Raw genomic sequence first — 19994 nt, forward strand, 5'->3', positions numbered from 1 at the left:
GCCGCCGCCATAGATCGTGTCGGAGCCAGCAATGCCGTAGAACGTGTCGTCGCCGGTGTTGCCGAAGAAGAAGTCGTTGCCCGTTGAGCCGGCAATGATTTCAACATCGAACATCGCGATGCGGCCGCCCAGGGACGGGGTCGCGGTCGCGGAGCCATTGGCGTTGATCACGAAGACATAGCCGCCGGAGGTGGAGCCGGCGAAGGTCGCCAGGTCCGTGCCGTCGCCGCCGAACACGATGTCCGCGCCGTCCGCGCCATTGAACACGAAGGTGTCATTGCCAGCTTCGCCGAGCAGACGGTCGGAGGCGTTGCCGCCCACGATCACGTCATCGCCGGCCGAGCCGAAGATGATGTCCGCGCCGTTGCCGCCGACCAGCGTGTCGGTGCCCGCGCCGCCATCGATGAAGTCACGGCCAGCGCCGCCATAGATCACGTCGGAACCGCTTTGACCCCACAGCAGGTCGCCAGCGCCGCCACCATAGATGGTGTCGTTGCCTTCGCCGCCATAGATGTTGTCAGCGCCGGACTGACCATAGATCAGGTCCGCGCCGCCATTGCCGAAGATTTCGTCAGGACCGGAGCCGCCATAAATGACGTCCGGGTTTGCTGTGCCTTGGATCCGGTCGATACCGGTTGTGCCAGGAATAAGCGCCATGCTTTCGCCTCTTAAGTGATTGATCTGCAAAAAGCCCTCTTAGGGGGCTAAAATATCGAAAAAGTTAAATCAACCGCACCGCCTGCGCATGCCGGCAACCCTGTCCGCCCCTGTCCCTTACAGTGGCGCAAAAGCAGGCAGATTGCGGATTTTACAGTTAAAAACACACACCGGGACGACATGGCGAAACCGGTAAGAAATGTTCATTACGTTAAATCTGGGACAGGGATGGAGAATCGATGCGCGGCAATCGCTTTCCCGGCCTAGAATAGGGGCAGGAACGATCAGGGCGAGGAGCCGGACAGGATGAAGGTTTCAGGAATGATTGCGATGGCGCTGGCCCTTTCAGGGGCGTCAGCCGCGCTTGGGGCGAACGCGCCGGGCCTTATGGAAACGGACAGGGCGTTCTCTGACCGCGCGCAGACGGCGGGACTGGCCGCGGCCTTTGAAGAATACGCCGCCCCGGACGCCGAAATCCTCCGCGAGAGCCTTTGGGAGCCGATTACCGGACCGGAGGCGATCGGCGAATCCTTTGCGGGCGCCGGGGAGGGCGTCTCGCTGGTCTGGGAGCCGGCGCGCGCTGAGGTGTCGGAAAGCGGCGATCTGGGCTTCACCTGGGGCCGCTGGACCCTGAGCATGCCGCAGGCGGACGAAGACCCGCGCATTGTCCGCGGCAAATATATATCGGTCTGGCGGCGGCAGCCCGATGGCGCGTGGAAATATGTTCTGGACGGCGGCCACACGACCACGGCTTCCCCGCCGGAATAGGGCGCGCTTCAGACAAGAAAAAAGCCGGCCCCGCAAAGGCGGCGGCCGGCTTTTCCCTGAATGGCTCCCCGGGCCGGACTCGAACCAGCGACCCAGTGATTAACAGTCACTTGCTCTACCAACTGAGCTACCGGGGATCAGAAGCCCTGTATCCGCGTATCTCTCGCGGAAGGCGCGCCTCATAGCAAGGGGCGCGCGCCGGGTGCAAGGCCCTTCTCGCAGCAAAGCGCTGAGAAAAAGAAGGGAGCCGGTTTCTCACTGGCTCCCTGTTAGGCGTATGGGTGAATGGTGGGGTGTCTTCAAGAGAAGACGATCCCGTTTATGACGAATTATGCTTAACCACAGGTTAACGCGGCGCGCGCCCATCTGGCCGCGCCTATGGAGGACGGGGCGGAGAGTGGTTATCTTCCCTTCGCTATCGACGAAAAGCGAGGCCCCATGTCCGAACGCTACCAGACCTATCGCGATTTCTGGCCGCACTATCTGCGGGAGCACGCGCGTCCCGAAACGCGGGTTCTGCACTATGCCGGATCGGTCCTCGCCATCGGCCTCCTGCTGCTGGCCCTGGCGACGCGCACCTGGTGGGCGCTGATTCTGGTTCCCGTTTCGGGGTATTTCTTCGCCTGGATCAGTCACGCCTTCATAGAGCGCAACAAACCGGCGACCTTCACGCACCCGCTCTGGTCGCTGATCAGCGACTACCGGATGCTCTGGGCGCGCATCACGGGCTCTCTGGATGATGAACTGGCGAGGGCCGGCGTAAGCGGGGAGGGCCGCGCGTGACCGCCGTGCCTTGCGTTGAATCTTTTTACCACGCGGACTCGGGCACGTTCGCCTATGTCGTCTCCGATCCCGACTCAAAGGCGGCGGCCGTGATCGATGCGGTGCTGGATTTCGACACGGTGACCGGCCGCACCTGCACGAATTTCGCGGATCGCATCTGTGACTGGGTGGAACAGCAGGACCTGACGGTCGAATGGATTCTGGAAACCCATGTCCACGCCGATCACATCTCCGGCGCGCCGGCGGTCAGGAAACGGCTGGGCGGCAAGATCGCCGTCGGCCGGCGGATCGATGAAGTCCGCGCCGCGTTCCGCGACGCCTTCGGCTACGAAAAGATCGTGCTGCCGGGGCGCGAGGGCTTCGATCATTTTTTCGCGGATGGCGAGACATTCGCCCTGGGGGGACTCGAGGCGCGCTATATCGCCACGCCCGGCCACACTCCGGCCTGCGGAACCTATGTAATCGGGGACGCCGCCTTTGTCGGCGACACCATCTTCCAGCCGGACATGGGCACGGCGCGCTGTGATTTTCCGGGCGGGGACGCGCGCACGCTGTACCGCTCGATTCGCAAGCTTCTGGATACGCTTCCCGCCGAGACCCGGATTTTCGTCTGTCATGATTATGGCGCCGCCGCGAACCGCGACCCCCGCGCGGAGACTTCGGTGGCCGAGGAGCGTCGGAAGAATATTCACGCCCGTGACGGGGTGAGCGAAGACGAATTCGTGGAAATGCGGGAGGCGCGCGACGCCACGCTGGGCCTGCCGCGGCTGATGCTGCCATCGGTGCAGCTGAATGTGCGCGGCGGCCAGCCGCCGGAGCCGGATGAGACCGGCGTGCGCCGAATCACGATTCCGCTGGACTATTTCTGAGTGCGGGAAGGGGATGGAGGCGCCGCCCGGAATCGAACCGGGGTGCAAGGATTTGCAGTCCTCTGCGTCACCACTCCGCCACGGCGCCCCTGTCGCATGTGGTGTGAAGGCGACACGCTATAGCCAAGCGCGGCGCCCCGCGCAATGAGGCGCCGCGCATGCGTTGCGGTTGGATGCAGCGGCGGGATATAAGCCGCCGCGAGAACAGTATTGGAATGCGGACAGGCAGAGACGAAAAAAGCGGATGACAGATTACTCAGCCATGCGGCGCCATATGGTCGAAGGCCAGGTGCGGACCAGCGACGTCACGATGGGCGGCCTCGTTCAGGCGATGCGGGACATCCCGCGCGAGCTGTTCCTGCCCAAGGCCAAACGGGCGCAAGCCTATTCGGATTCCCATGTGGAGCTGACCGAGGGCCGCTGGCTGCTGCGGCCGCGCGATTTCGCGAAATTGCTTCAGGCCATGGAGCCGCGCAAGACAGATATTGCGCTCAATCTGGCCTCTGGCCGGGGCTATAGCTGCGCCGTGCTGGCCAGCCTCGTGGAAACGGTCGTGGGCGTGGAGCCGGATACGGCGATGCTGGAGAAATCCAGCGCCAGTCTGGATCATATCGGCGCCGACAACGCCGTGGTGATTGAAGGCGACATCAAGAACGGCGCGCCGGACCAGGGGCCGTTCGACCTGATTCTGGTCGACGGGGCGGTCGCCGCGCCGTCGCGTTCCTGGTTCGACCAGCTCTCTGACGGGGGGCGTCTGGGCGTGTTCGAAATGGTCAACGGGGCGGGCCGCGCGGTTCTTTATCGCCGCGATGGCGGCGCCGTCGGCCGGCGCGAGCTGTTCGATGCGCAACCGCCGCTTCTGCCCGGATTCGAGCCGGAACCCTCGTTCGTTTTCTGATTTCGATTGACCGGCGCGCTTGCCGGACTGGCCCGGGACTTGTAGGCAGCCCGCGGGCCAAGGGGATTTTTGGGAGGAAACTCGGTGAAGCTACGCGCCGCCGCCATATCACTGGCCTGCGTTTTCGCGGTCTCTCCGGCCAGCGCCGACGAGCTTCGCGAAGTGCTGGCGCACGCCTATTCCAGCAATCCGAGCATTCTGGCGGCGCGCGCCAATCTGCGCATCGTCAACGAAAATTACGCACAGGCGCGCTCCAACAAGATGCCGCAGGTCTCGGCCAGCGCTTCCTACGGATACCGCAAGACCAACGAGTCCGGTTCGATCTTCGCTTCCGATGACGAGCTGGAGCCGACTGTCGCCCAGCTGAATTTTGGCCAGCCGCTTTATACGGGCGGCCGCGCCCCGGCCTCCATGCGTCAGGCGAAGGCCTCCATCCAGTCGGCGCGCTACAGCCTCTACGCCGAAACCCAGGACGTGATTTTCAATGGCGTCCGGGCCTACACCACCGTCATGACCAGCGCGGAAGTGGTCGAGATCCGCCGCGAGAGCGTGCGCGCGCTGGCGGCCCAGGTGGACGACACCGAGGCGCGCTTCGACGTGGGGGAGGTCACCCGCACCGATGTCGCGCAGGCGCGGTCCCGCTACTCCATCGCCCGCGCCAATCTTTCCAGCGCGCAGGCGGATTTCCAGGCCGCCCGCGCCAGCTATGAAAACGTGTTCGGTTTTCCGCCCATGTCGCTGGAGCCGCTGCCCGAATTGCCGCCCATGCCGGAGAGCGAGGATCAGGCGCAGCAAACGGCGATCGCCTGGAATCCCGAACTGGTCTCGATCCGCTATGTCGAGGAAGCCTCCGTGCACGGCGTTGACGTGGCGCGCTCGGACATCAAGCCCCGCGTCACCCTCAACGGCACGCTCAGCCGCCGCGAAAACCTGAACTTCGCCGGCGACGAGGAAGAGGCCGCCTCGCTGACGGCCCGGCTGGAGATCCCGATTTTTTCCGGCGGTTTCGAGCGGTCCCAGATCCGCGCCGCCAAGTATCAGGTCAATCGCGACCGCCTCCGCGTAAAGCGCGGCGAGCGCATCATCCTGGAGGAAGTGACCTCCGCCTGGAGCCAGTGGCGCGCCGCGCGCGATATCGTGGTGACCAGCGAGGACGCCACCGCCGCCGCCGAAGAGGCGCTGGAAGGCATTCAGGAGGAAGTCGATTACGGCCTCCGCTCCACGTTTGAAGTGCTGGATACCGAACTTCAGCTGCGCAACGCCCAGATCCGTCTGGCTCAGGCGCGCCAGCAGCAATATGTCGCCGCCCACCGGCTGCTTTCCGCCATGGGCCTGCTGACTGCGGATTATCTTGAACTGCCGATTGCCGAATTCGACCCCGACGCGGATTTCAACGACACGAAACGCCGTCTGGTCTCGACGTCAATCGAACCGTAAGGCTTTGCTGGACATAAAGGCGAACCCGCCATTAGCCTGTAAACATAGAACGAATCGGGGATAGCCATGGCCGAGGCTGAAAAAGAACCCACGATGGAGGAAATCCTGTCCTCTATTCGCCGGATCATTTCTGAGGACGACGAGGATGGCGCGCAGGCGGCGGAAGAGCCGCAGGCCGAAGCTGCTCCTGCGCCCGAACCCGAGCCTGAGCCCGAAGAAGCTGAGGACGAGGACGTTCTGGAGCTGACCGAACCGGTCGAGGACGAGCCCGAAGCGGCGGCCCCGCCGCCCGAGCCGGAACCCGAGCCCGAGCCGGAGCCGCGTCCGATGGAAGACGTCGTCGCGATGGACCCCGAGCCTGAACCGCGCCCCGAGATCCGCCATGAGCCGGAGCCGCAGCCTCAACCGGCGGCGGCGCGCGAATGGGCGGAAGACGCCCCGTCCGCCAGCGGTCTTGTCGGCGATGGCGCGGCGACGGCCTCCGCCGGCGCGTTCGCCAGGCTCAGCGCGGGCCTGCGCATGGGCGATGACGACCAGACGCTGGAAGCGCTGGTCCGCGAGCTTCTCAAGCCCATGCTCAAGAGCTGGCTGGACGAGAACCTGCCCCGCATTGTCGAGGCGAAGGTCGAGGAAGAAATCGAGCGCATCGCCCGCCGGCGGTAATTTCCGCGCGATTTCAGGCTTACCCGAATGCTTGGCCTGTGGCGCGGGGCGTTGCTATAGCCCCGCGAACCCTTTTTCATGTCGCCTTTAGGCGCAATTTCCGGTCATCAGAGGCCCATGCTCGACAAGACTTTCGATCCGCAGGCGGCGGAAAGCCGCTGGTACGATGAGTGGGAGGACTCCGGCGCCTTCCAGCCCAAGGACGATCCCGATGCGAAAACCTTCTGCATCGTCATCCCGCCGCCCAACGTCACTGGCTCTCTGCATATCGGACACGCCCTGAACAACACGCTTCAGGATTCGCTGGTCCGCTATCAGCGCATGCTGGGCAAGCGCGTCCTCTGGCAGCCGGGCACCGACCACGCCGGCATCGCCACCCAGATGGTGGTGGAGCGTCAGCTCGCGGCCGAGGGCAATATCTCCCGCCGCGACATGGGCCGCGAAGCCTTCATTGAGCGCGTCTGGAAATGGAAGGGCCAGTCCGGCGGCTCCATCCTTCGCCAGCTGCGCCGCCTCGGCGCGTCCTGCGACTGGAGCCGCGAACGATTCACGCTGGACGAGGGGCTTTCCGCCGCCGTCCTGAAAGTGTTCGTGGAACTGCACGAACAGGGCCTGATCTACCGCGACAAGCGGCTGGTGAACTGGGATCCGCACTTCCAGACCGCCATCTCCGACCTCGAAGTCGAGAACAAGGAAATCGACGGCCATTTCTGGCATTTCGCCTATCCGCTGGCTGATGGCTCGACCTATGAATTCCCCATCGCCCATGACGAGGACGGCAAGCCGACCGAGTGGGAGACGCGCGACTATATTCTGGTCGCCACCACGCGCCCCGAGACCATGCTGGGCGATACCGGCGTCGCCGTGCACCCGGATGACGAGCGCTACAAGGACCTGGTCGGCAAAAAGGTGCGCCTGCCGATCGCGGATGTCGAAATTCCCATCGTCACGGACGAACACGCGGACCCGGAGCAGGGCGCCGGCGCGGTGAAAATCACCCCGGCCCATGACTTCAACGACTTCATGGTCGGTCAGCGCGCGGGCCTGGCTTCGATCAATTTGTTCGACCCGGAAGCCCGCTTCCTGTCGGAGGCGACCGCCGAGGCGGACGATAAGGGCCTCGCCCGTATCCCGGAAGATTTCCGCGGTCTCGACCGGTTCGAGGCGCGCAAGAAGATCGTCGCGCGCATGGACGAGCTTGGCTGCCTGAAGGCGGTCGAGGACAAGAAAATCATGCAGCCCTTCGGCGACCGCTCCGGCGTCGTCGTGGAGCCGTATCTCACCGACCAGTGGTTCGTGGACGCCGAAACGCTTGCAAAACCCGCCATTGAGGCGGTGGAAACCGGCAAGACGAAATTCGTCCCGAAAAACTGGGAAAAGACCTATTTCGAATGGATGCGAAATATCGAGCCATGGTGCATCTCGCGCCAGCTCTGGTGGGGGCACCGCATCCCGGCCTGGTATGACGAAAACGGCAATATCTTTGTCGCCGAGACGGAAGCCGCCGCGCAGGCCCAGGCGAAAGAAAAGCACGGCAAGGACGTCGCGCTGACGCAGGATGAGGACGTCCTCGACACCTGGTTCTCTTCCGCCCTGTGGCCGTTCTCCACGCTCGGCTGGCCGGAAGAGACCGATGAGCTGAAAGCCTTCTATCCGACCACGGTCCTGATCACGGCCTTCGACATCATCTTCTTCTGGGTCGCCCGGATGATGATGCAGGGCATCCACTTCATGGACGGCGAAATCCCGTTCCATGACGTCTTCATTCACCGCCTGGTCGTGGACGCCAACGGCCAGAAGATGTCCAAGTCCAAGGGCAATGTCACCGACCCGCTGGACATCGTGGACCGCTATGGCGCGGACGCGCTGCGTTTCGCGCTGGTGTCCGGCGCCGCGCAGAACGCCAATATCCGTGTCTCCGAAGACCGGTTCGAGAGCGCCCGCAACTTCACCACCAAGCTGTGGAACGCCGCCCGCTTCGGCCAGATGAATGGCTTTGCGCCCGATCCGGATTTCAACCCGGCGGACGCCAAACAGGCCGTGAACCGCTGGATCATCGGCGAGTCGATCAAGGCGGGCCGCGAGGTGGCGCGCAATCTCGAGAATTATCGCTTCAACGACGCCGCCAACACGGCCTACCGCTTCGCCTGGAACGTCTATTGCGACTGGTTCCTGGAGCTCGCCAAGCCTATCCTGAACGGCGAGGATGAAGCGGCGATTGCGGAGACCCGCGCCGCCGGCGCCTGGGCGCTGGACCAGATCCTGCGCATCCTCCACCCCTTCATGCCCTTCGTGACCGAGGAGCTCTGGAACAAGACGGCCGGGGAGGCGGGGCGCGGAACCCTTCTGATCTCCGCCGACTGGCCGGACTTCGGCGATGACCTGATCGACGAGGCCGCCGCCGCCGATCTCAACTGGCTGATCGACCTGGTGACCGAGATCCGCTCGGTCCGCGCCGGTCTGAATGTCCCGCCCGCCGCCACCGCGCCGCTGATCTTCGTTGGCGCGGATCAGGCCGCGCAGGACCGCGCGAAACGGCTCTCCGAACCGCTGCGCCGTCTGGCGCGGGTGACGGAGCTGGAATTTGCGGATGCCGCGCCGGAAAAATCCGTGCAGGCCGTCGTCGGCGGCTCCACCTTCGCCCTCCGCCTCGAAGACCTTGTCGATCTGGACGCTGAACGCGCGCGCCTGGCCAAAGAGCTGGAGAAATGGGACGCCGAAATCACCCGCTTCGAGAAAAAGCTCGGCAACGAGAAATTCGTCGCCAATGCGCCTGAAGCCGTGGTCGCGGGCGAACGCGAAAAGCTGGCCGAGGCGCAGGCCCAGAAGGACAAGCTGGAAGCCGCGCAGGCGCGTCTGGACGGATGACGCAAGCGGGCCAGACGCTTCCCGAGGGGTTCGAGGACGCGCCGCCCGGCCTCTGGGAAACACAGGTCCGTCCCGCGCTCGGCGAGCTGGAGGCCGAACGCAAACAGGTGATCCGCCGCTGCTTCATTGCCGGCGGCGTGATCTTCGGCGTGGCGGCGATCATCTCCCTCCTGCTCGCGCTCTATGGCAACCCGGACCTGATCATTTTCGCGTTCATTCTGGCTGCTGTCCTGACTGTCGGGGGCGGCGCCGCGATGCTTCAGGGCATCCACAAAAAAGCCAAGCAGGCGCTACTGCATCCGGTCATCACCGCGCTGGGCTATTCCCATCAGGAAAAGGGGTTCGAGCCGGTCGGGTTCGAGGATTGCCGCCGCTATTCCCTTCTGCCCGGCCATGACCGCCGCGATTTCGAGGACTGGATCGAGGGCGAGCATGACGGCGCGCGCTTCCAGTTCTACGAGGCGCATCTCGAGGAAAAGCGCAAATCCGACAAGAAGACCTATTACGTCACCGTCTTTCGCGGCGTGATCGGCCGCGTTCAGCACCAGTCCAGCGCGCTGGGCGAAACTGTCTTTGCCCGCGATGGCGGCCTGTTCGACGGTTTTTCCGCCCCGCGCGGCATGGACCGCGCCGGGATGGGCGAGAACGAATTCGAGAAAATCTTCACCGTCTGGACCACCGATCAGGTGGAGGCGCGCTACCTGCTGCCGCCCAATGTCATGGAGCATCTGGCGGCGATGGAGGCGCGCTTTGGCGGCAAGAAACTGCGCGGCGCCATCGCCGGCGGCTGGCTCTATTTCCTGATCGACACCAAAAACCTGTTTGAACCCGGCTCCATGTTCAAACCCATGGACGACCCCGAACGCTTCGAAAGCCTGATGAGCGAGATCGGCTCCGTCCGCAACGTCATCAAGGCCCTTCGGGAAGTCCGGCCTTAGTAACGTTCTGGAACCTCCTTCGAGACAGCCGCTTCGCGGCTTCCTCAGGATAAGGTTGGCGTGAAATTCGCAGCGGCACAGTAGCCCTTTCCCTGAGGAGCCCGCAGGGCGTCTCGAAGGGCAGGGCGCCTGACGCCTTACTTCAAATAGATAATCCGGTGGTCGCTCTCGACCGTTTCGCCGGTGCCTGTCGTCACCCGCACGCCCAGCGCGTGCTTGCCCGGCTCATAGGGCGCGAAATCAACTCGCAAATCCCAATAGACCGCCGGATAATCCGGGTCGAAATCCAGAACCTCGGGGAAACGGTAGCCCGGCAGGTCATGGCGCTGGTCCGTCCCCGCTATCACCCGGCCGTCCAGCAGCACGTCGATCCGCCTCACCCCGTCCGGGTGCGCCGCCACGCCATAGACGGGCCGCATCTGGCGGGCCATGCGCTCGGCCGCTTGCGGCTGTTCGATCATCGCCTTGGGCAGCAGCGGACATGCGGCGGGCGGGGTCTCACCCCCGGCGCGCGCGGTATAGATGGAAACCCGCACCACGCCCGGCGCCAGCGGCACGGTGGCCAGCTTTTCGATCTCGCCGAACCTGCCGCACAGCCGCGCCCGGAACGCCGTGCGCTCCGCGCTGCGATAGAGATAGTCCGGCTCGCGCAGCGCGATCACCGCTTCGGCCCCGTCCGGCAGGTCCGCTTCCCCGCGGCCCCATTTATCCCAGTAGAACTGGAATCCCTGCGCCGCGTCGGTCGGGTGGTCCAGCGCATAGACCGGCGCCCCCGGATCGGCCGCAACCGCGATCTGCGACGCTGTCACATGGTCGCTCGCCACGACGATGGCCGGGGCATCGCCCGGCAGGCGCAGCAGCGCCGTATCCAGTGGCCGGTGCAGGTCCGACCAGTCCTCCAGATCCCCGCCATAAAGCCGCGTCTCGCCCGCGCTTTGCCACGCCATCAGGTTCACCGCCCAGCCAAGGCTCGCCACCGCCGCCAGCGCCACCCCGCCGGCCGTAACCCACACCCGCCAGCGCGCCCCGTGCATCCAGCGCTCAGCCTCGATCGCCGCGAAAGGCAGCAGCGGCGCATAGGCCATGAACGGCCAGTGCAGCAGGTAATCCTTGTTCAGCGGCGCCAGCAGCGCGAACAGAACCCAGATCAGCGCCGCCGGAAACAGGACCAGCCCCGCAAACGCCTCGCCCCGCCGGACCGCCCGCCATAGCTGCAGCGCGCCCAGCGCCACGAATGCGGCGATCACCGGCGTCAAAATCGCCGCCTGCTCCAGCGGATAGAGCAGGCCCGGCGGCCAGAAAGACCATTCCTGACGTCCCGCCGCCTGGAAGGTGAAGGACGCAAACCCCGTCTGGATATTATGGATCAGCCCGGGCGCCAGCCCGATCGCCGCGATCGCGCCCGCAATCCAGGGATCGCGCGTCTTCAAAAGGTTGCGCCCCTGCGGCGTCGCCACGGCGAACAGGCCCAGCCCCGCCGGCACGAACCAGAAGCGATAGTGATAGGCCAGCCCCAGCGCGCAAATCACGCCCGCCGCGATCCACCAGCGCCGGTCGCTGGACCGCAGCCCGCCCGACAGCGCAATCAGCAGCGTCACGAACAGAAGCTGCAATATAGGTTCGGGATAGGCGTGCGCCCCGGCCACGAAGACCGGCGGGATCACCGCCGCCATCAGCCCCGCCAGCGCCGCCGCGCGCGGCCCCGCCACGTCGTCGGCCAACCGCCACACGGCCAGCGGGATCAGCGCCCCGGCCAGCCAGAAGATCAGCCGCGCCCCCAGCCGCGTTTCCCCGAACACCGCCGCGCTCAGCCAGTTCAGCAGCGGCGCGCCCGCCGGCGTGTCGGCAAAGCCCCAGGCCGGGTGTGACCCGGCGATGCGGTAGCTTGCTTCTTCCCAGATGAAGGCCACCTGCGCAGCCAGCAGCAGCTTGATCAGCGCGGCCAGCGCGATGGCGGCCATGGCGGCATAGCGCCAGTAATCATCGGCGGCCCGGCGGACCATCACGCCTTCAGTCCAGCAGCTCGATCACGACCGGCACATGGTCGCTCGGCTTGTCCATGGACCGCGCATCCTTGTGGATCGTGATCCCGGACAGCGCGTCGGCGGCTTCGGCGGAAAGCAGGTGATGGTCGATGCGGATGCCGTGATTCTTCGGCCACGCGCCGCCCTGATAGTCCCAGAACGTGTACTGGTGCGGCCGCCCGTCCGCCTGTTCGTACGCGCTGGTCAGCCCCAGATTCAGCAGCGCATGATATTTCGCCCGCGTCGTGGGCAGGAACAGCGCGTCATCGGCCCAGACCGCCGGGTCATGCACGTCATCTTCGGTCGGGATCACGTTATAGTCCCCGGCCAGAACCAGCCGCTCCTCCAGCGCCAGCAATTCGCGCGCATGGGCGGCCAGCCGGTCCATCCAGTCTAGCTTGTAATCATATTTCGGCCCCGGCGCCGGGTTGCCGTTCGGCAGATAGATGGAGGCTACGCGCACCGGCGTATCGGCCTCGATCAGCGTCTCGATATAGCGCGCCTGATCGTCGCCATCGCCGCCCGGCAGGCCGCGCGTGACGTCGCTCATCGGAAATTTGGAGAGGATCGCGACGCCGTTATAGCTCTTCTGGCCGTGCGTCTCGATATTATAGCCGAGGTCTTCCAGCTCCATGCGCGGAAAGCCCTCGTCGGTCGTCTTGATTTCCTGAAGGCAGGCAACGTCCGGCGCCGCCTCTTTCAGCCAGTCCATGACGGTCCCGATGCGGGCCTTCACGGAGTTCACGTTCCAGGTCGCAATCTTCATGCGCCCTGTTCTAACGGAGTCGCGTTCAAAGGCGAGGGGGCGCGCCGCTCAAAAGCCTCTGAATTCAGTGAACGCGTCCACCGGCTCACGGGCCGTCCGCACGCGATTGATGACCGCATCCGGGTCGGCGTAACCCACCGCCATGCCGCAATAGACCATCTCGCCGTCCGCCAGTCCGAAATGGCTCTTCAGGGACGGGCGCAATATGCCCCAGGCTTCCTGCATGCAGCTGGCCAGTCTGCGCTCCTCCAGCAGCAGCGCGATAGACTGCATGAACATGCCCAGATGCGCCCACTGGCCGTGCCCCATCTCTTCCTCGATCACGAAGAACAGGGCCGCCGGGGCGCCGAAAAATTCGTAATTCTTCCAGAACTGCGTCAGGCGCGCGCCCTTGTCCTCGCGCGGAATTTCCAGCTTGCCATAGAGTTCCTCCCCCGCCTCGAACCGGCGGGTACGGTAGGGCTCCCAAAGCCTGGACGGATAGACGGGCCGGTCCGTGTCCTCGCCGGTCGGGTTCTCGCTCAGAACGCGCTGCGCCAGCGCGGTCAGCGCCGGCAGCTCATCGCCTCCCGCCGCGATCACCTTCCAGGGCTGCAGATTGCCGCCGGAGGGCGCGCGGCGCGCCGCGTCCAGAACCTCGCGGATCAGGTTTTCGGAAACCGGTTTGTCCAGAAAGGCGCGGGTGGAAATACGCTGCGCCAGCGCGCCGGAGACGGAAAGCCCCATCAGACCGAAAAGCTGGTGCCGCAGCCGCAGGCCGCCGTCGCGTTCGGGTTGTTGATCTTGAACGAGGCGCCGATTAGCTCCTCGGTAAAATCGATCTCCGCGCCCTGCAGGAAGGGCAGGGACACCGGATCGATCACCACGGTCGCGCCGTCGCGCTCCAGCACGATGTCTTCGTCCTCGCGTTCGCCAAAATCGATCTTGTAGGAGAAGCCGGAACAGCCTCCGCCCTCGACGGCGACGCGCAGCACCTTGTCCGGCTCGCCGGCAAGGATCGCGCCGATCTTCCTGGCGGCGGAGGCGCTTATGGTGACGGGTGTTTGATCAGACTCGGTCATGACATCTTATCTAGCGATCCCGCCTCCCGATTTTAAGAGCCGGCGCGCAGGTTGCGGCGCCTGCTTTTAACTTAAGTAAAATTTTCAGCTCAAGACTGAATGCCGGTTTAAAAAGAACAAACCGTATAATTCTTCCGTTTCTCAAAGATTTTTCTTGCCTCGCTTCGGGATCGGCACATGTCCCGTCCATGGAGCGATATTGCTTCAGCGCATCGCGAGGGACGCCTTTGCCCCCTGCAATCTCGGTGAGACATGAGTCCTGGCGGAACGGTCTCCTTTGCGATCATGCAAGAGGAGACACCAGGTTATGAATGGGTCACGCAAGTTTTTCCGTAATGGTTTGATGGTCGCCGGCAGCATGCTGGCTATCACATGGGCCGGCGCGGCCGCCGCAGACGGCACAGCGCCTTGTAACACTGGTTCCGGCGCGGATTCGCTTGAATGCGGCGTCGGCTCCGACGCTTCCGGCGAACTGGCGACCGCCGTCGGAACGGACGCCACGGCGGATGGAACGGACGCCACGGCGGTGGGCGAGAACGCCTCCGCCACGGGTCCGTCCACCACCGCGGTCGGCGGCGAAAGCGTTGCCAACGGCATCGCCGCGACGGCTTTCGGCTGGCAATCGAACGCCACGGGCGAACGCGCCCACGCCATCGGCCATATCGCCTCGGCGCAGGGAGATTTCAGCCTCGCCGTGGGTGAGAACGCCCAGGCGCAGAGCGACAACTCAACCGCCATTGGCAACCAGTCCGTCGCCAATGGCACGGACGCGCTCGCCATCGGCGACAGCGCCTCGGCCACCGGCACCTCCACGACGGCGGTCGGCGGCGAAAGCGTCGCCAACGGCACGGCCGCCACCGCTTTCGGCTGGCAGTCAAACGCCACTGGCGAGCGCGCCCACGCCTTCGGTCATCTGGCCTCCGCGCAGGGCGATTTCAGCCTCGCCATCGGTGAAAACGCGCAGGCCCAGACGGCCAACGCCACCGCCATCGGCAATCAGGCTGTCGCGAACGGCACGGACGCGCTCTCCATGGGCGACAGCGCCTCGGCCACCGGCACCTCCACCACCGCGATCGGCGGCGAAAGTGTCGCCAACGGCACCGCGGCCACTGCGTTCGGTTGGCAGGCCAACGCCACCGGCGAGCGCGCTCATGCCATCGGCCATCTGGCCTCCGCGCAGGGCGAACGCACCCTGGCGGTGGGCGAGGCGGCCAGCGCCGTCGGCCTGAATGCAACGGCGATCGGCTCTGACAGCTCGGCCGCGTTTGCCGGCTCCACGGCCATTGGCGCGGGCGCGGTGACGACCCGGGAAAACCAGGTCGCGCTGGGCACCAGCAGCAGCACCTATACGATGTCCGGGATCACCTCGGGCGCCAGCCGGTCCGCGCAGTCCGGCCCGCTTGAAATGGTCACCTCCGACGCCAACGGCAATCTGGCGACCGATGGCGGGGCCTTCTTCAACGCCATTCAGGCGAACAATCGCGGGCTGCAGGAAAATGCGGAAGGCGTGGCCATCGCGCTGGCCATGGAAACGCCGTACGTGCCGCCCAGCAATCGCTGGACCCTCAGCGGCGGTTACGGCTATTTCGAGGACCAGAACGCGCTCTCGGTCGCCGGCGCCATCCGCGCGAACGAGTACATGCAGTTCTCCGCCGGCGTTGGCGTGGGGCTGGATAGTGATACAGTCGGCGCCAGAGCTGGATTCTCCATTAGCCGGTAACGCATGACTGAACTTCGCAAACTTGGCGCGCCGGGGTTTCTTGCCCCGGCGCGTTTTTTCGTCACCGCCGCGGTTCTTGCGCTGGCGTTGCTGCTTCCGCGCGCCGCCCCGGCCCAGCAGATCAGCGAGCTGGCGGCGGAGAAAATGGTCTGGTCGACGCTTCTGGCGGTCGATCACGCCAATCGCACGAATAATTACACCGTCCTGTGGTCGCTCGGTTCGCCGGGATTCAAGGAACAGAACTCGCCGGAGCAGCTCTCGCAAATCTTCTCCGATCTCCGCGCTCAACGCGTCGATCTCAGCCAGTCCCTGACCGCCGAGCCCGCTTTCTACCTGCCGCCGCAGGTGGAGGATAACGGCCTCCTGCGGCTGCGCGGCGCGTTCGAGTTCAGACCCGTTTCAATCCGCTTCGATCTCTACTACCAGATGGTCGAGGGCGGTTGGCGGCTGCACGGGATTTCCGTTTCGCCGGCGCGCATGAACGCGGACTCGCAAGGGGGCTGACCCCTTGGCATTCAAAAAGGGCGGACCGACAATGAAGACTCTCGCCCCTTACGCCAGCGATCCGGCGAAGACGCGCGGCCGCATCCATGAGACCTCGGAAAGCCCGTCCCGCACCGCGTTCCAGCGGGACCGCGACCGCATCATCCACTCCACCGCCTTCCGCCGCCTGAAGCAGAAGACGCAGGTCTTCGTCGCCCATGAAGGCGATCATCACCGCACCCGCCTGACCCATTCGCTTGAAGTGGCGCAGATCGCCCGCTCGCTGGCCCGGTCTTTCCGGCTGGACGAGGATCTGGCCGAGGCGCTGGCGCTCGCTCACGATCTTGGCCACCCGGCCTTCGGCCATGCGGGGGAGGCGGCCCTGCACGCCGCAATGCGCGAATATGGCGGTTTCGACCACAACGCCCAGACTCTGCGCATCGTCACCCATATCGAACAGCGCTATCCCGACCATGACGGCCTGAACCTCACCTGGGAAACGCTGGAAGGCGTGGTGAAGCACAACGGCCCGGTCGTGACCGAACAGGTCAGCGTAGAGGAGTTGCCCTGGGCGCTCACCGACTATCCGCAATGGCGCGGGCTGGAGCTGGAAAGCCATGCCGGGCTGGAGGCGCAGGTCGCCGCCATCGCCGACGACATCGCCTACAATAATCACGACATCGATGACGGCCTGCGCGCGGGCCTGTTCGGCATAGATGACGTCATGGACGTGCCCTTCGTGGGCGAGATTTTCCATTCCGTGCGCAAGCGTTGGCCCGACATAGGAAAGTCGCGCCTGATCCACGAATCGGTGCGGGAGATGATTGGCGCGATGGTGGAGGACGTGATGGCGGAAACCGAACGCCGCCTCGCCGACGCCCGGCCCGGATCGCCCGAAGACGTCCGCGCCGCGGGCCGCACGCTGGTCGGTTTTTCGGAGAAACATCGCGCCAAGGATGCGGAACTCCGCAAATTCCTGTTCGCCAACATGTACCGCCACCCGGACGTGAACCGGAAGATGAGCCTGGCGCGCCGCGTCGTCGGCGATCTGTTCCAGCTCTATCTGGCCGAGCCCAATGTCATGCCGCGCGAGTGGCTGCGCCTGGCCGGGGAGCCGAAATCGCTGGAAACCGCGCGAATCGTTTCCGACTACGTGGCCGGCATGACGGACCGCTACGCGCTGGAAGAGCACCGCAAACTCTTCTCCGTCGAGGGCTATTTCTAGGTTTTAGCGGTCTCGGGCGGGGATAAACCGACAAGACCCCTTGCGGCGCGCGGCCTGAAACGCCTTTATCGGACACCTATGGGGAAGACCGGCTTTAAAAAGCTGACGAGGCAGGCATGAGCGAAGAACGCCGCGGCGCATATGCGCCGCCCGTCGATGGCGATGATTATGACGACGAGGGCGGGGGCCGCCGCCGCGGAGCCATCCTGCTGGCCGTCGCGGTCATCGTCCTGATCGCCTTCGCGGGCGTGATCTGGAGCGCCTATAATCAGGGCGTGCGCGAGGGCGGGCGCGACGCGCCGCCGCGGATCGCCGCCGACGAACGCCCCTTCAAGACCGTCCCCGCCGATCCCGGCGGCTATGAGACGCCGGACCAGGACAAGCTGGTCTATGACGAGATTTCCGGCCAGCCGCGCGAGGTTGAGGAGAATGTCTCCCCGCCCGCCGAGGAGCCGATAGAGATGGAATCGCTGCCGCCCGCCGGGACGGAGTCCGAAACCCCGGACGAAGCGCCGGACGGCCTGCGCGGCGACGAACCCGCCGGGACGGAAGCCCCGGCTGAAACGGAAGCGCCGGAAGAAACGCCAGCCGAGCCTGTAGAAGAAGAACCCGAGCCGGAACCCGAACTCGAGCCTGAACCGGAGGCTCCCGCCGCGACCGCTGATTCCGGTGTGCTTCCGGCCAGCGCCGACGGCCCCTGGCTGGTCCAGATCGCCGCCACGCGCACCAATGAAGACGCGCAGGCCGTCTGGCAGGGCTTCCGGACCAAGGCGCCGGACCTGACGAACGGCGTCCGGCCTGACTATCAGCGCGCCGATCTGGGCGAGCGCGGAATCTATATCCGCGTCCGCGTCCCCGGTTTCCAGTCCAAGGGCGCCGCGGACGCTTACTGCGCCGAGGCCAAGGCGCGCGGGCAGGACTGCATCTCGGTCGCGCGGTGAGCCAGCTCGCCGCGATCTATGGCTGTGAAGGGCTGAGCCTGGGCAAGAAGGAGCGCGCCTTCTTCGCCGACGCCGATCCGTGGGGCTTCATCCTGTTCAAGCGCAATTGCGAAGACCGGGAGCAAATTTCCGCCCTCTGCGCCGATCTGCGCGACACAGTCGGCCGTCACGCGCCGATCTTTATTGATCAGGAAGGCGGCCCGGTCGCCCGGCTGCGCCCGCCACACTGGCGCGAATACCCGGCCGCCGCGCCGTTCGGCGAACTCTACGTCATGGATCGCGGCGCCGCGCTGGAGGCTTGCCGCCTCAAGCACCGCCTGATCGCCCATGACCTTCTGGAGGTCGGCGTCAACGCCGACTGCGCCCCGGTTCTGGACCTGCCCCAGCCCGGCGCGCACGAGATTATCGGCAAGCGCGCCTTTTCCCGCGACCCGGACGTCATCGCTGCCCTCGGCGGCGCGGCGCTGGACGGGCTGGAGGCGGGCGGCGTGCAGGGCGTCATCAAGCACATTCCCGGTCACGGCCGCGCCACCGCCGACAGCCATCTCTCCCTGCCGAAGGTCGCCGCCCCGGCGGAGGACATGACGGCTACCGATTTCGCCCCGTTCAAGGCGCTGGCCGCCCGCGACCCGATGGCGATGACCGCCCATATTCTCTACAGCTCGCTTGATCCGGCGAATCCCGCCACCCTGTCCGAATCGATCATTTCTGACGTGATCCGGGGGGACATGGGGTTCGACGGGCTTCTGATGACCGACGATCTGGACATGAAGGCGCTGACCGGCTCACTGGCCGGCAAGACGGCCGCGGCGCTCGCCGCGGGCTGCGATATTGCGCTGCACTGCTCCGGCGACCTGAAGGCGATGCAGGAAGTCGCCTCGGGCTGTCAGGTCCTGACGGGCGATGCGCGCCGCCGCGCCGACCGCGCCGCCGCCGCGCCGGACCCCGAAGATTTTGACCCGGAAGCCGGCGCCGCCCGCCTGAAAGAATTGCTAACCCCGGTGGAGGCGATGGCGTGAGCGATTTCGAGGAAGACTTGGATTTCGACCTGCGCGCCGCGAAGGACAAGGAGCCGGACGAGGCGCTGGTCCTGGACCTCGACGGCTATGAAGGCCCGCTTCATGTCCTGCTTGAAATGTCGCGCAGCCAGAAGGTGGATCTGCGCCAGATATCGATTCTCCAGCTGGCCGAGCAATATCTGAACTTCATCGCCCATGCCCGCGTCCTGCGGATCGAACTGGCGGCGGATTATCTGGTCATGGCGGCCTGGCTGGCCTGGCTGAAATCCCGCCTGATCCTGCCAAAGCCGGAAACGGCTGAGGACGAGGAGGGCGATCCGGAAGCCGCCGCCAAGGCGCTGGCTTTCCGCCTGCAGCGGCTGGAGGCGATGCGCAACGCGGTCGACACCCTGTTCCGCAACGACCAGCTGGGCGTCGACGTTTTCGCGCGCGGCAACCCGGAAGGGCTGCGCCGCAAGACCACCCCCATCTGGCAGGCCGGCCTCTACGACATTCTGAAGGCCTATGGCGCGCGCCGCTCCATCGTCGCCAAGTCCACCGTGCGGTTTGAAACGCCGCCCGTCATGGCGCTGGAGGACGCCCGCGACCGCCTGACCCGGCGTCTGCCGGAAGCCGATGACTGGCGCACGCTGGATTCCCTGCTGCCGCCGGAATCCACGCTGGGTGCAAAGCCGCCGCCGAAAAAGTCTATTTCCGCCAGTGGCTTCGCGGCGTCTCTTGAGCTTGTGAAGGAGGGCGTGGCGGAGCTGCGCCAGTCCGATGTCTTCGCCCCGCTCTGGCTGCGCCGGTCACAGCCGCGCGACACAGCAAAGGATGATCACGCATGAGCGACGACCCCGTCGATCTCGCCGAGGTGCGCGCCCGCCGCGACACG

General features: G+C 65.4%; 19 protein-coding genes and 2 tRNA genes. 14 read left to right on the plus strand and 7 right to left on the minus strand.

The window, feature by feature from the left end:
- Positions 1 to 657: calcium-binding protein (locus L338_RS13385; RefSeq protein WP_022698903.1), on the minus strand; the 657-nt coding region annotated here is incomplete at its 3' end.
- Positions 658 to 963: 306 nt separating this feature from the next.
- On the opposite strand from L338_RS13385, the gene L338_RS13390 reads away from it, so the two are divergent.
- Positions 964 to 1425 carry a YybH family protein gene (locus L338_RS13390; RefSeq protein WP_022698904.1) on the plus strand — a complete coding sequence of 154 codons (462 nt, stop codon included), beginning with the start codon at positions 964 to 966 and terminating at the stop codon, positions 1423 to 1425.
- A gap of 61 nt (positions 1426 to 1486) precedes the next feature.
- Here the strand turns inward: L338_RS13390 and L338_RS13395 are convergent.
- Positions 1487 to 1562: transfer RNA gene (locus L338_RS13395), tRNA-Asn, on the minus strand.
- A 301-nt stretch (positions 1563 to 1863) separates the two neighbouring features.
- On the opposite strand from L338_RS13395, the gene L338_RS13400 reads away from it, so the two are divergent.
- Together L338_RS13400 and L338_RS13405 are read left to right on the plus strand one after the other, a co-directional pair.
- Positions 1864 to 2208 (plus strand): Mpo1-like protein, encoded by a 345-nt coding sequence (locus tag L338_RS13400; protein ID WP_027068554.1) that lies wholly within the window; start codon positions 1864 to 1866, stop codon positions 2206 to 2208.
- Positions 2205 to 3077 carry an MBL fold metallo-hydrolase gene (locus tag L338_RS13405; protein WP_022698906.1) on the plus strand — a complete coding sequence of 291 codons (873 nt, stop codon included), beginning with the start codon at positions 2205 to 2207 and terminating at the stop codon, positions 3075 to 3077. The genes L338_RS13400 and L338_RS13405 overlap by 4 nt, the downstream gene beginning before the upstream one ends.
- Positions 3078 to 3091: 14 nt before the next feature.
- Here L338_RS13405 and L338_RS13410 read toward each other — a convergent pair.
- Positions 3092 to 3165, minus strand: a tRNA-Cys gene (locus L338_RS13410).
- A gap of 156 nt (positions 3166 to 3321) precedes the next feature.
- On the opposite strand from L338_RS13410, the gene L338_RS13415 reads away from it, so the two are divergent.
- The 5 genes from L338_RS13415 (at position 3322) to L338_RS13435 (ending at position 9881) form a co-directional block, all read left to right on the plus strand.
- Complete coding sequence (locus L338_RS13415; protein WP_022698907.1) at positions 3322 to 3975, plus strand: protein-L-isoaspartate O-methyltransferase family protein; 654 nt, start codon at positions 3322 to 3324, stop codon at positions 3973 to 3975.
- Positions 3976 to 4059: 84 nt separating this feature from the next.
- Complete coding sequence (locus tag L338_RS13420) at positions 4060 to 5412, plus strand: TolC family outer membrane protein (protein ID WP_022698908.1); 1353 nt, start codon at positions 4060 to 4062, stop codon at positions 5410 to 5412.
- 66 nt (positions 5413 to 5478) lie between these two features.
- Positions 5479 to 6075, plus strand: coding sequence for a DUF2497 domain-containing protein (locus L338_RS13425; protein WP_022698909.1), 597 nt, complete (start codon positions 5479 to 5481; stop codon positions 6073 to 6075).
- Positions 6076 to 6192: 117 nt separating this feature from the next.
- Positions 6193 to 8943: a valine--tRNA ligase gene (locus L338_RS13430; protein ID WP_022698910.1), complete on the plus strand. Its 2751-nt coding sequence runs from the start codon at positions 6193 to 6195 to the stop codon at positions 8941 to 8943.
- Positions 8940 to 9881, plus strand: a complete 942-nt coding sequence (locus L338_RS13435) for a DUF3137 domain-containing protein (protein WP_022698911.1) — start codon at positions 8940 to 8942, stop codon at positions 9879 to 9881. The genes L338_RS13430 and L338_RS13435 overlap by 4 nt, the downstream gene beginning before the upstream one ends.
- A gap of 137 nt (positions 9882 to 10018) precedes the next feature.
- Here the strand turns inward: L338_RS13435 and L338_RS13440 are convergent, their stop codons facing one another.
- Genes L338_RS13440 through erpA form a run of 4 tightly spaced genes read right to left on the minus strand, consistent with a single transcriptional unit; the run spans position 10019 to position 13732 of the window.
- On the minus strand, positions 10019 to 11884 hold the full coding sequence (locus L338_RS13440) for an ArnT family glycosyltransferase (RefSeq protein WP_022698912.1): 1866 nt from the start codon (positions 11882 to 11884) through the stop codon (positions 10019 to 10021).
- 7 nt (positions 11885 to 11891) lie between these two features.
- Positions 11892 to 12671, minus strand: a complete 780-nt coding sequence (gene xth, locus L338_RS13445; RefSeq protein WP_022698913.1) for an exodeoxyribonuclease III — start codon at positions 12669 to 12671, stop codon at positions 11892 to 11894.
- 48 nt (positions 12672 to 12719) lie between these two features.
- Entirely contained in the window at positions 12720 to 13397 is a 678-nt protein-coding gene (locus L338_RS13450) for a nitroreductase (protein WP_022698914.1), read from the minus strand.
- Positions 13397 to 13732, minus strand: a complete 336-nt coding sequence (erpA, locus tag L338_RS13455; protein ID WP_022698915.1) for an iron-sulfur cluster insertion protein ErpA — start codon at positions 13730 to 13732, stop codon at positions 13397 to 13399. Before erpA ends, L338_RS13450 begins: the two co-directional genes overlap by 1 nt.
- Positions 13733 to 14039: 307 nt before the next feature.
- Here erpA and L338_RS13460 point away from each other — a divergent pair, with 307 nt between their 5' ends.
- The 6 genes from L338_RS13460 to L338_RS13485 all read left to right on the plus strand — a co-directional run bounded on the left by L338_RS13460 (position 14040) and on the right by L338_RS13485 (position 19947).
- Complete coding sequence (locus L338_RS13460; RefSeq protein WP_022698916.1) at positions 14040 to 15452, plus strand: YadA-like family protein; 1413 nt, start codon at positions 14040 to 14042, stop codon at positions 15450 to 15452.
- 3 nt (positions 15453 to 15455) lie between these two features.
- Positions 15456 to 15956 carry a hypothetical protein gene (locus L338_RS13465; RefSeq protein WP_022698917.1) on the plus strand — a complete coding sequence of 167 codons (501 nt, stop codon included), beginning with the start codon at positions 15456 to 15458 and terminating at the stop codon, positions 15954 to 15956.
- A gap of 31 nt (positions 15957 to 15987) precedes the next feature.
- On the plus strand, positions 15988 to 17160 hold the full coding sequence (locus L338_RS13470; protein ID WP_027068555.1) for a deoxyguanosinetriphosphate triphosphohydrolase: 1173 nt from the start codon (positions 15988 to 15990) through the stop codon (positions 17158 to 17160).
- A gap of 116 nt (positions 17161 to 17276) precedes the next feature.
- Positions 17277 to 18101, plus strand: a complete 825-nt coding sequence (locus tag L338_RS13475; protein ID WP_022698919.1) for an SPOR domain-containing protein — start codon at positions 17277 to 17279, stop codon at positions 18099 to 18101.
- Positions 18098 to 19120 carry a beta-N-acetylhexosaminidase gene (gene nagZ / locus L338_RS13480; RefSeq protein ID WP_022698920.1) on the plus strand — a complete coding sequence of 341 codons (1023 nt, stop codon included), beginning with the start codon at positions 18098 to 18100 and terminating at the stop codon, positions 19118 to 19120. Before L338_RS13475 ends, nagZ begins: the two co-directional genes overlap by 4 nt.
- A complete protein-coding gene (locus L338_RS13485) occupies positions 19117 to 19947 on the plus strand; it encodes a segregation and condensation protein A (protein ID WP_022698921.1) in 831 nt (276 codons plus the stop codon). Before nagZ ends, L338_RS13485 begins: the two co-directional genes overlap by 4 nt.
- Positions 19948 to 19994: the final 47 nt, after the last annotated feature.

The organism is Euryhalocaulis caribicus, from assembly GCF_000412185.1.
In the GTDB taxonomy this organism is placed as follows: domain Bacteria; phylum Pseudomonadota; class Alphaproteobacteria; order Caulobacterales; family Maricaulaceae; genus Euryhalocaulis; species Euryhalocaulis caribicus.

Excerpts from the sequence above, each read along its gene's own strand:
- L338_RS13390 (WP_022698904.1), top strand. The coding sequence starts at position 964 with ATGAAGGTTTCAGGAATGATTGCGATGGCGCTGGCCCTTTCAGGGGCG.
- L338_RS13400 (WP_027068554.1), top strand. The coding sequence starts at position 1,864 with ATGTCCGAACGCTACCAGACCTATCGCGATTTCTGGCCGCACTATCTG.
- L338_RS13415 (WP_022698907.1), top strand. The coding sequence starts at position 3,322 with ATGACAGATTACTCAGCCATGCGGCGCCATATGGTCGAAGGCCAGGTG.
- L338_RS13425 (WP_022698909.1), top strand. The coding sequence starts at position 5,479 with ATGGCCGAGGCTGAAAAAGAACCCACGATGGAGGAAATCCTGTCCTCT.
- L338_RS13430 (WP_022698910.1), top strand. The coding sequence starts at position 6,193 with ATGCTCGACAAGACTTTCGATCCGCAGGCGGCGGAAAGCCGCTGGTAC.
- L338_RS13435 (WP_022698911.1), top strand. The coding sequence starts at position 8,940 with ATGACGCAAGCGGGCCAGACGCTTCCCGAGGGGTTCGAGGACGCGCCG.
- L338_RS13440 (WP_022698912.1), bottom strand. The coding sequence starts at position 11,884 with ATGGTCCGCCGGGCCGCCGATGATTACTGGCGCTATGCCGCCATGGCC.
- xth (WP_022698913.1), bottom strand. The coding sequence starts at position 12,671 with ATGAAGATTGCGACCTGGAACGTGAACTCCGTGAAGGCCCGCATCGGG.
- L338_RS13450 (WP_022698914.1), bottom strand. The coding sequence starts at position 13,397 with ATGGGGCTTTCCGTCTCCGGCGCGCTGGCGCAGCGTATTTCCACCCGC.
- erpA (WP_022698915.1), bottom strand. The coding sequence starts at position 13,732 with ATGACCGAGTCTGATCAAACACCCGTCACCATAAGCGCCTCCGCCGCC.
- L338_RS13460 (WP_022698916.1), top strand. The coding sequence starts at position 14,040 with ATGAATGGGTCACGCAAGTTTTTCCGTAATGGTTTGATGGTCGCCGGC.
- L338_RS13465 (WP_022698917.1), top strand. The coding sequence starts at position 15,456 with ATGACTGAACTTCGCAAACTTGGCGCGCCGGGGTTTCTTGCCCCGGCG.
- L338_RS13470 (WP_027068555.1), top strand. The coding sequence starts at position 15,988 with ATGAAGACTCTCGCCCCTTACGCCAGCGATCCGGCGAAGACGCGCGGC.
- L338_RS13475 (WP_022698919.1), top strand. The coding sequence starts at position 17,277 with ATGAGCGAAGAACGCCGCGGCGCATATGCGCCGCCCGTCGATGGCGAT.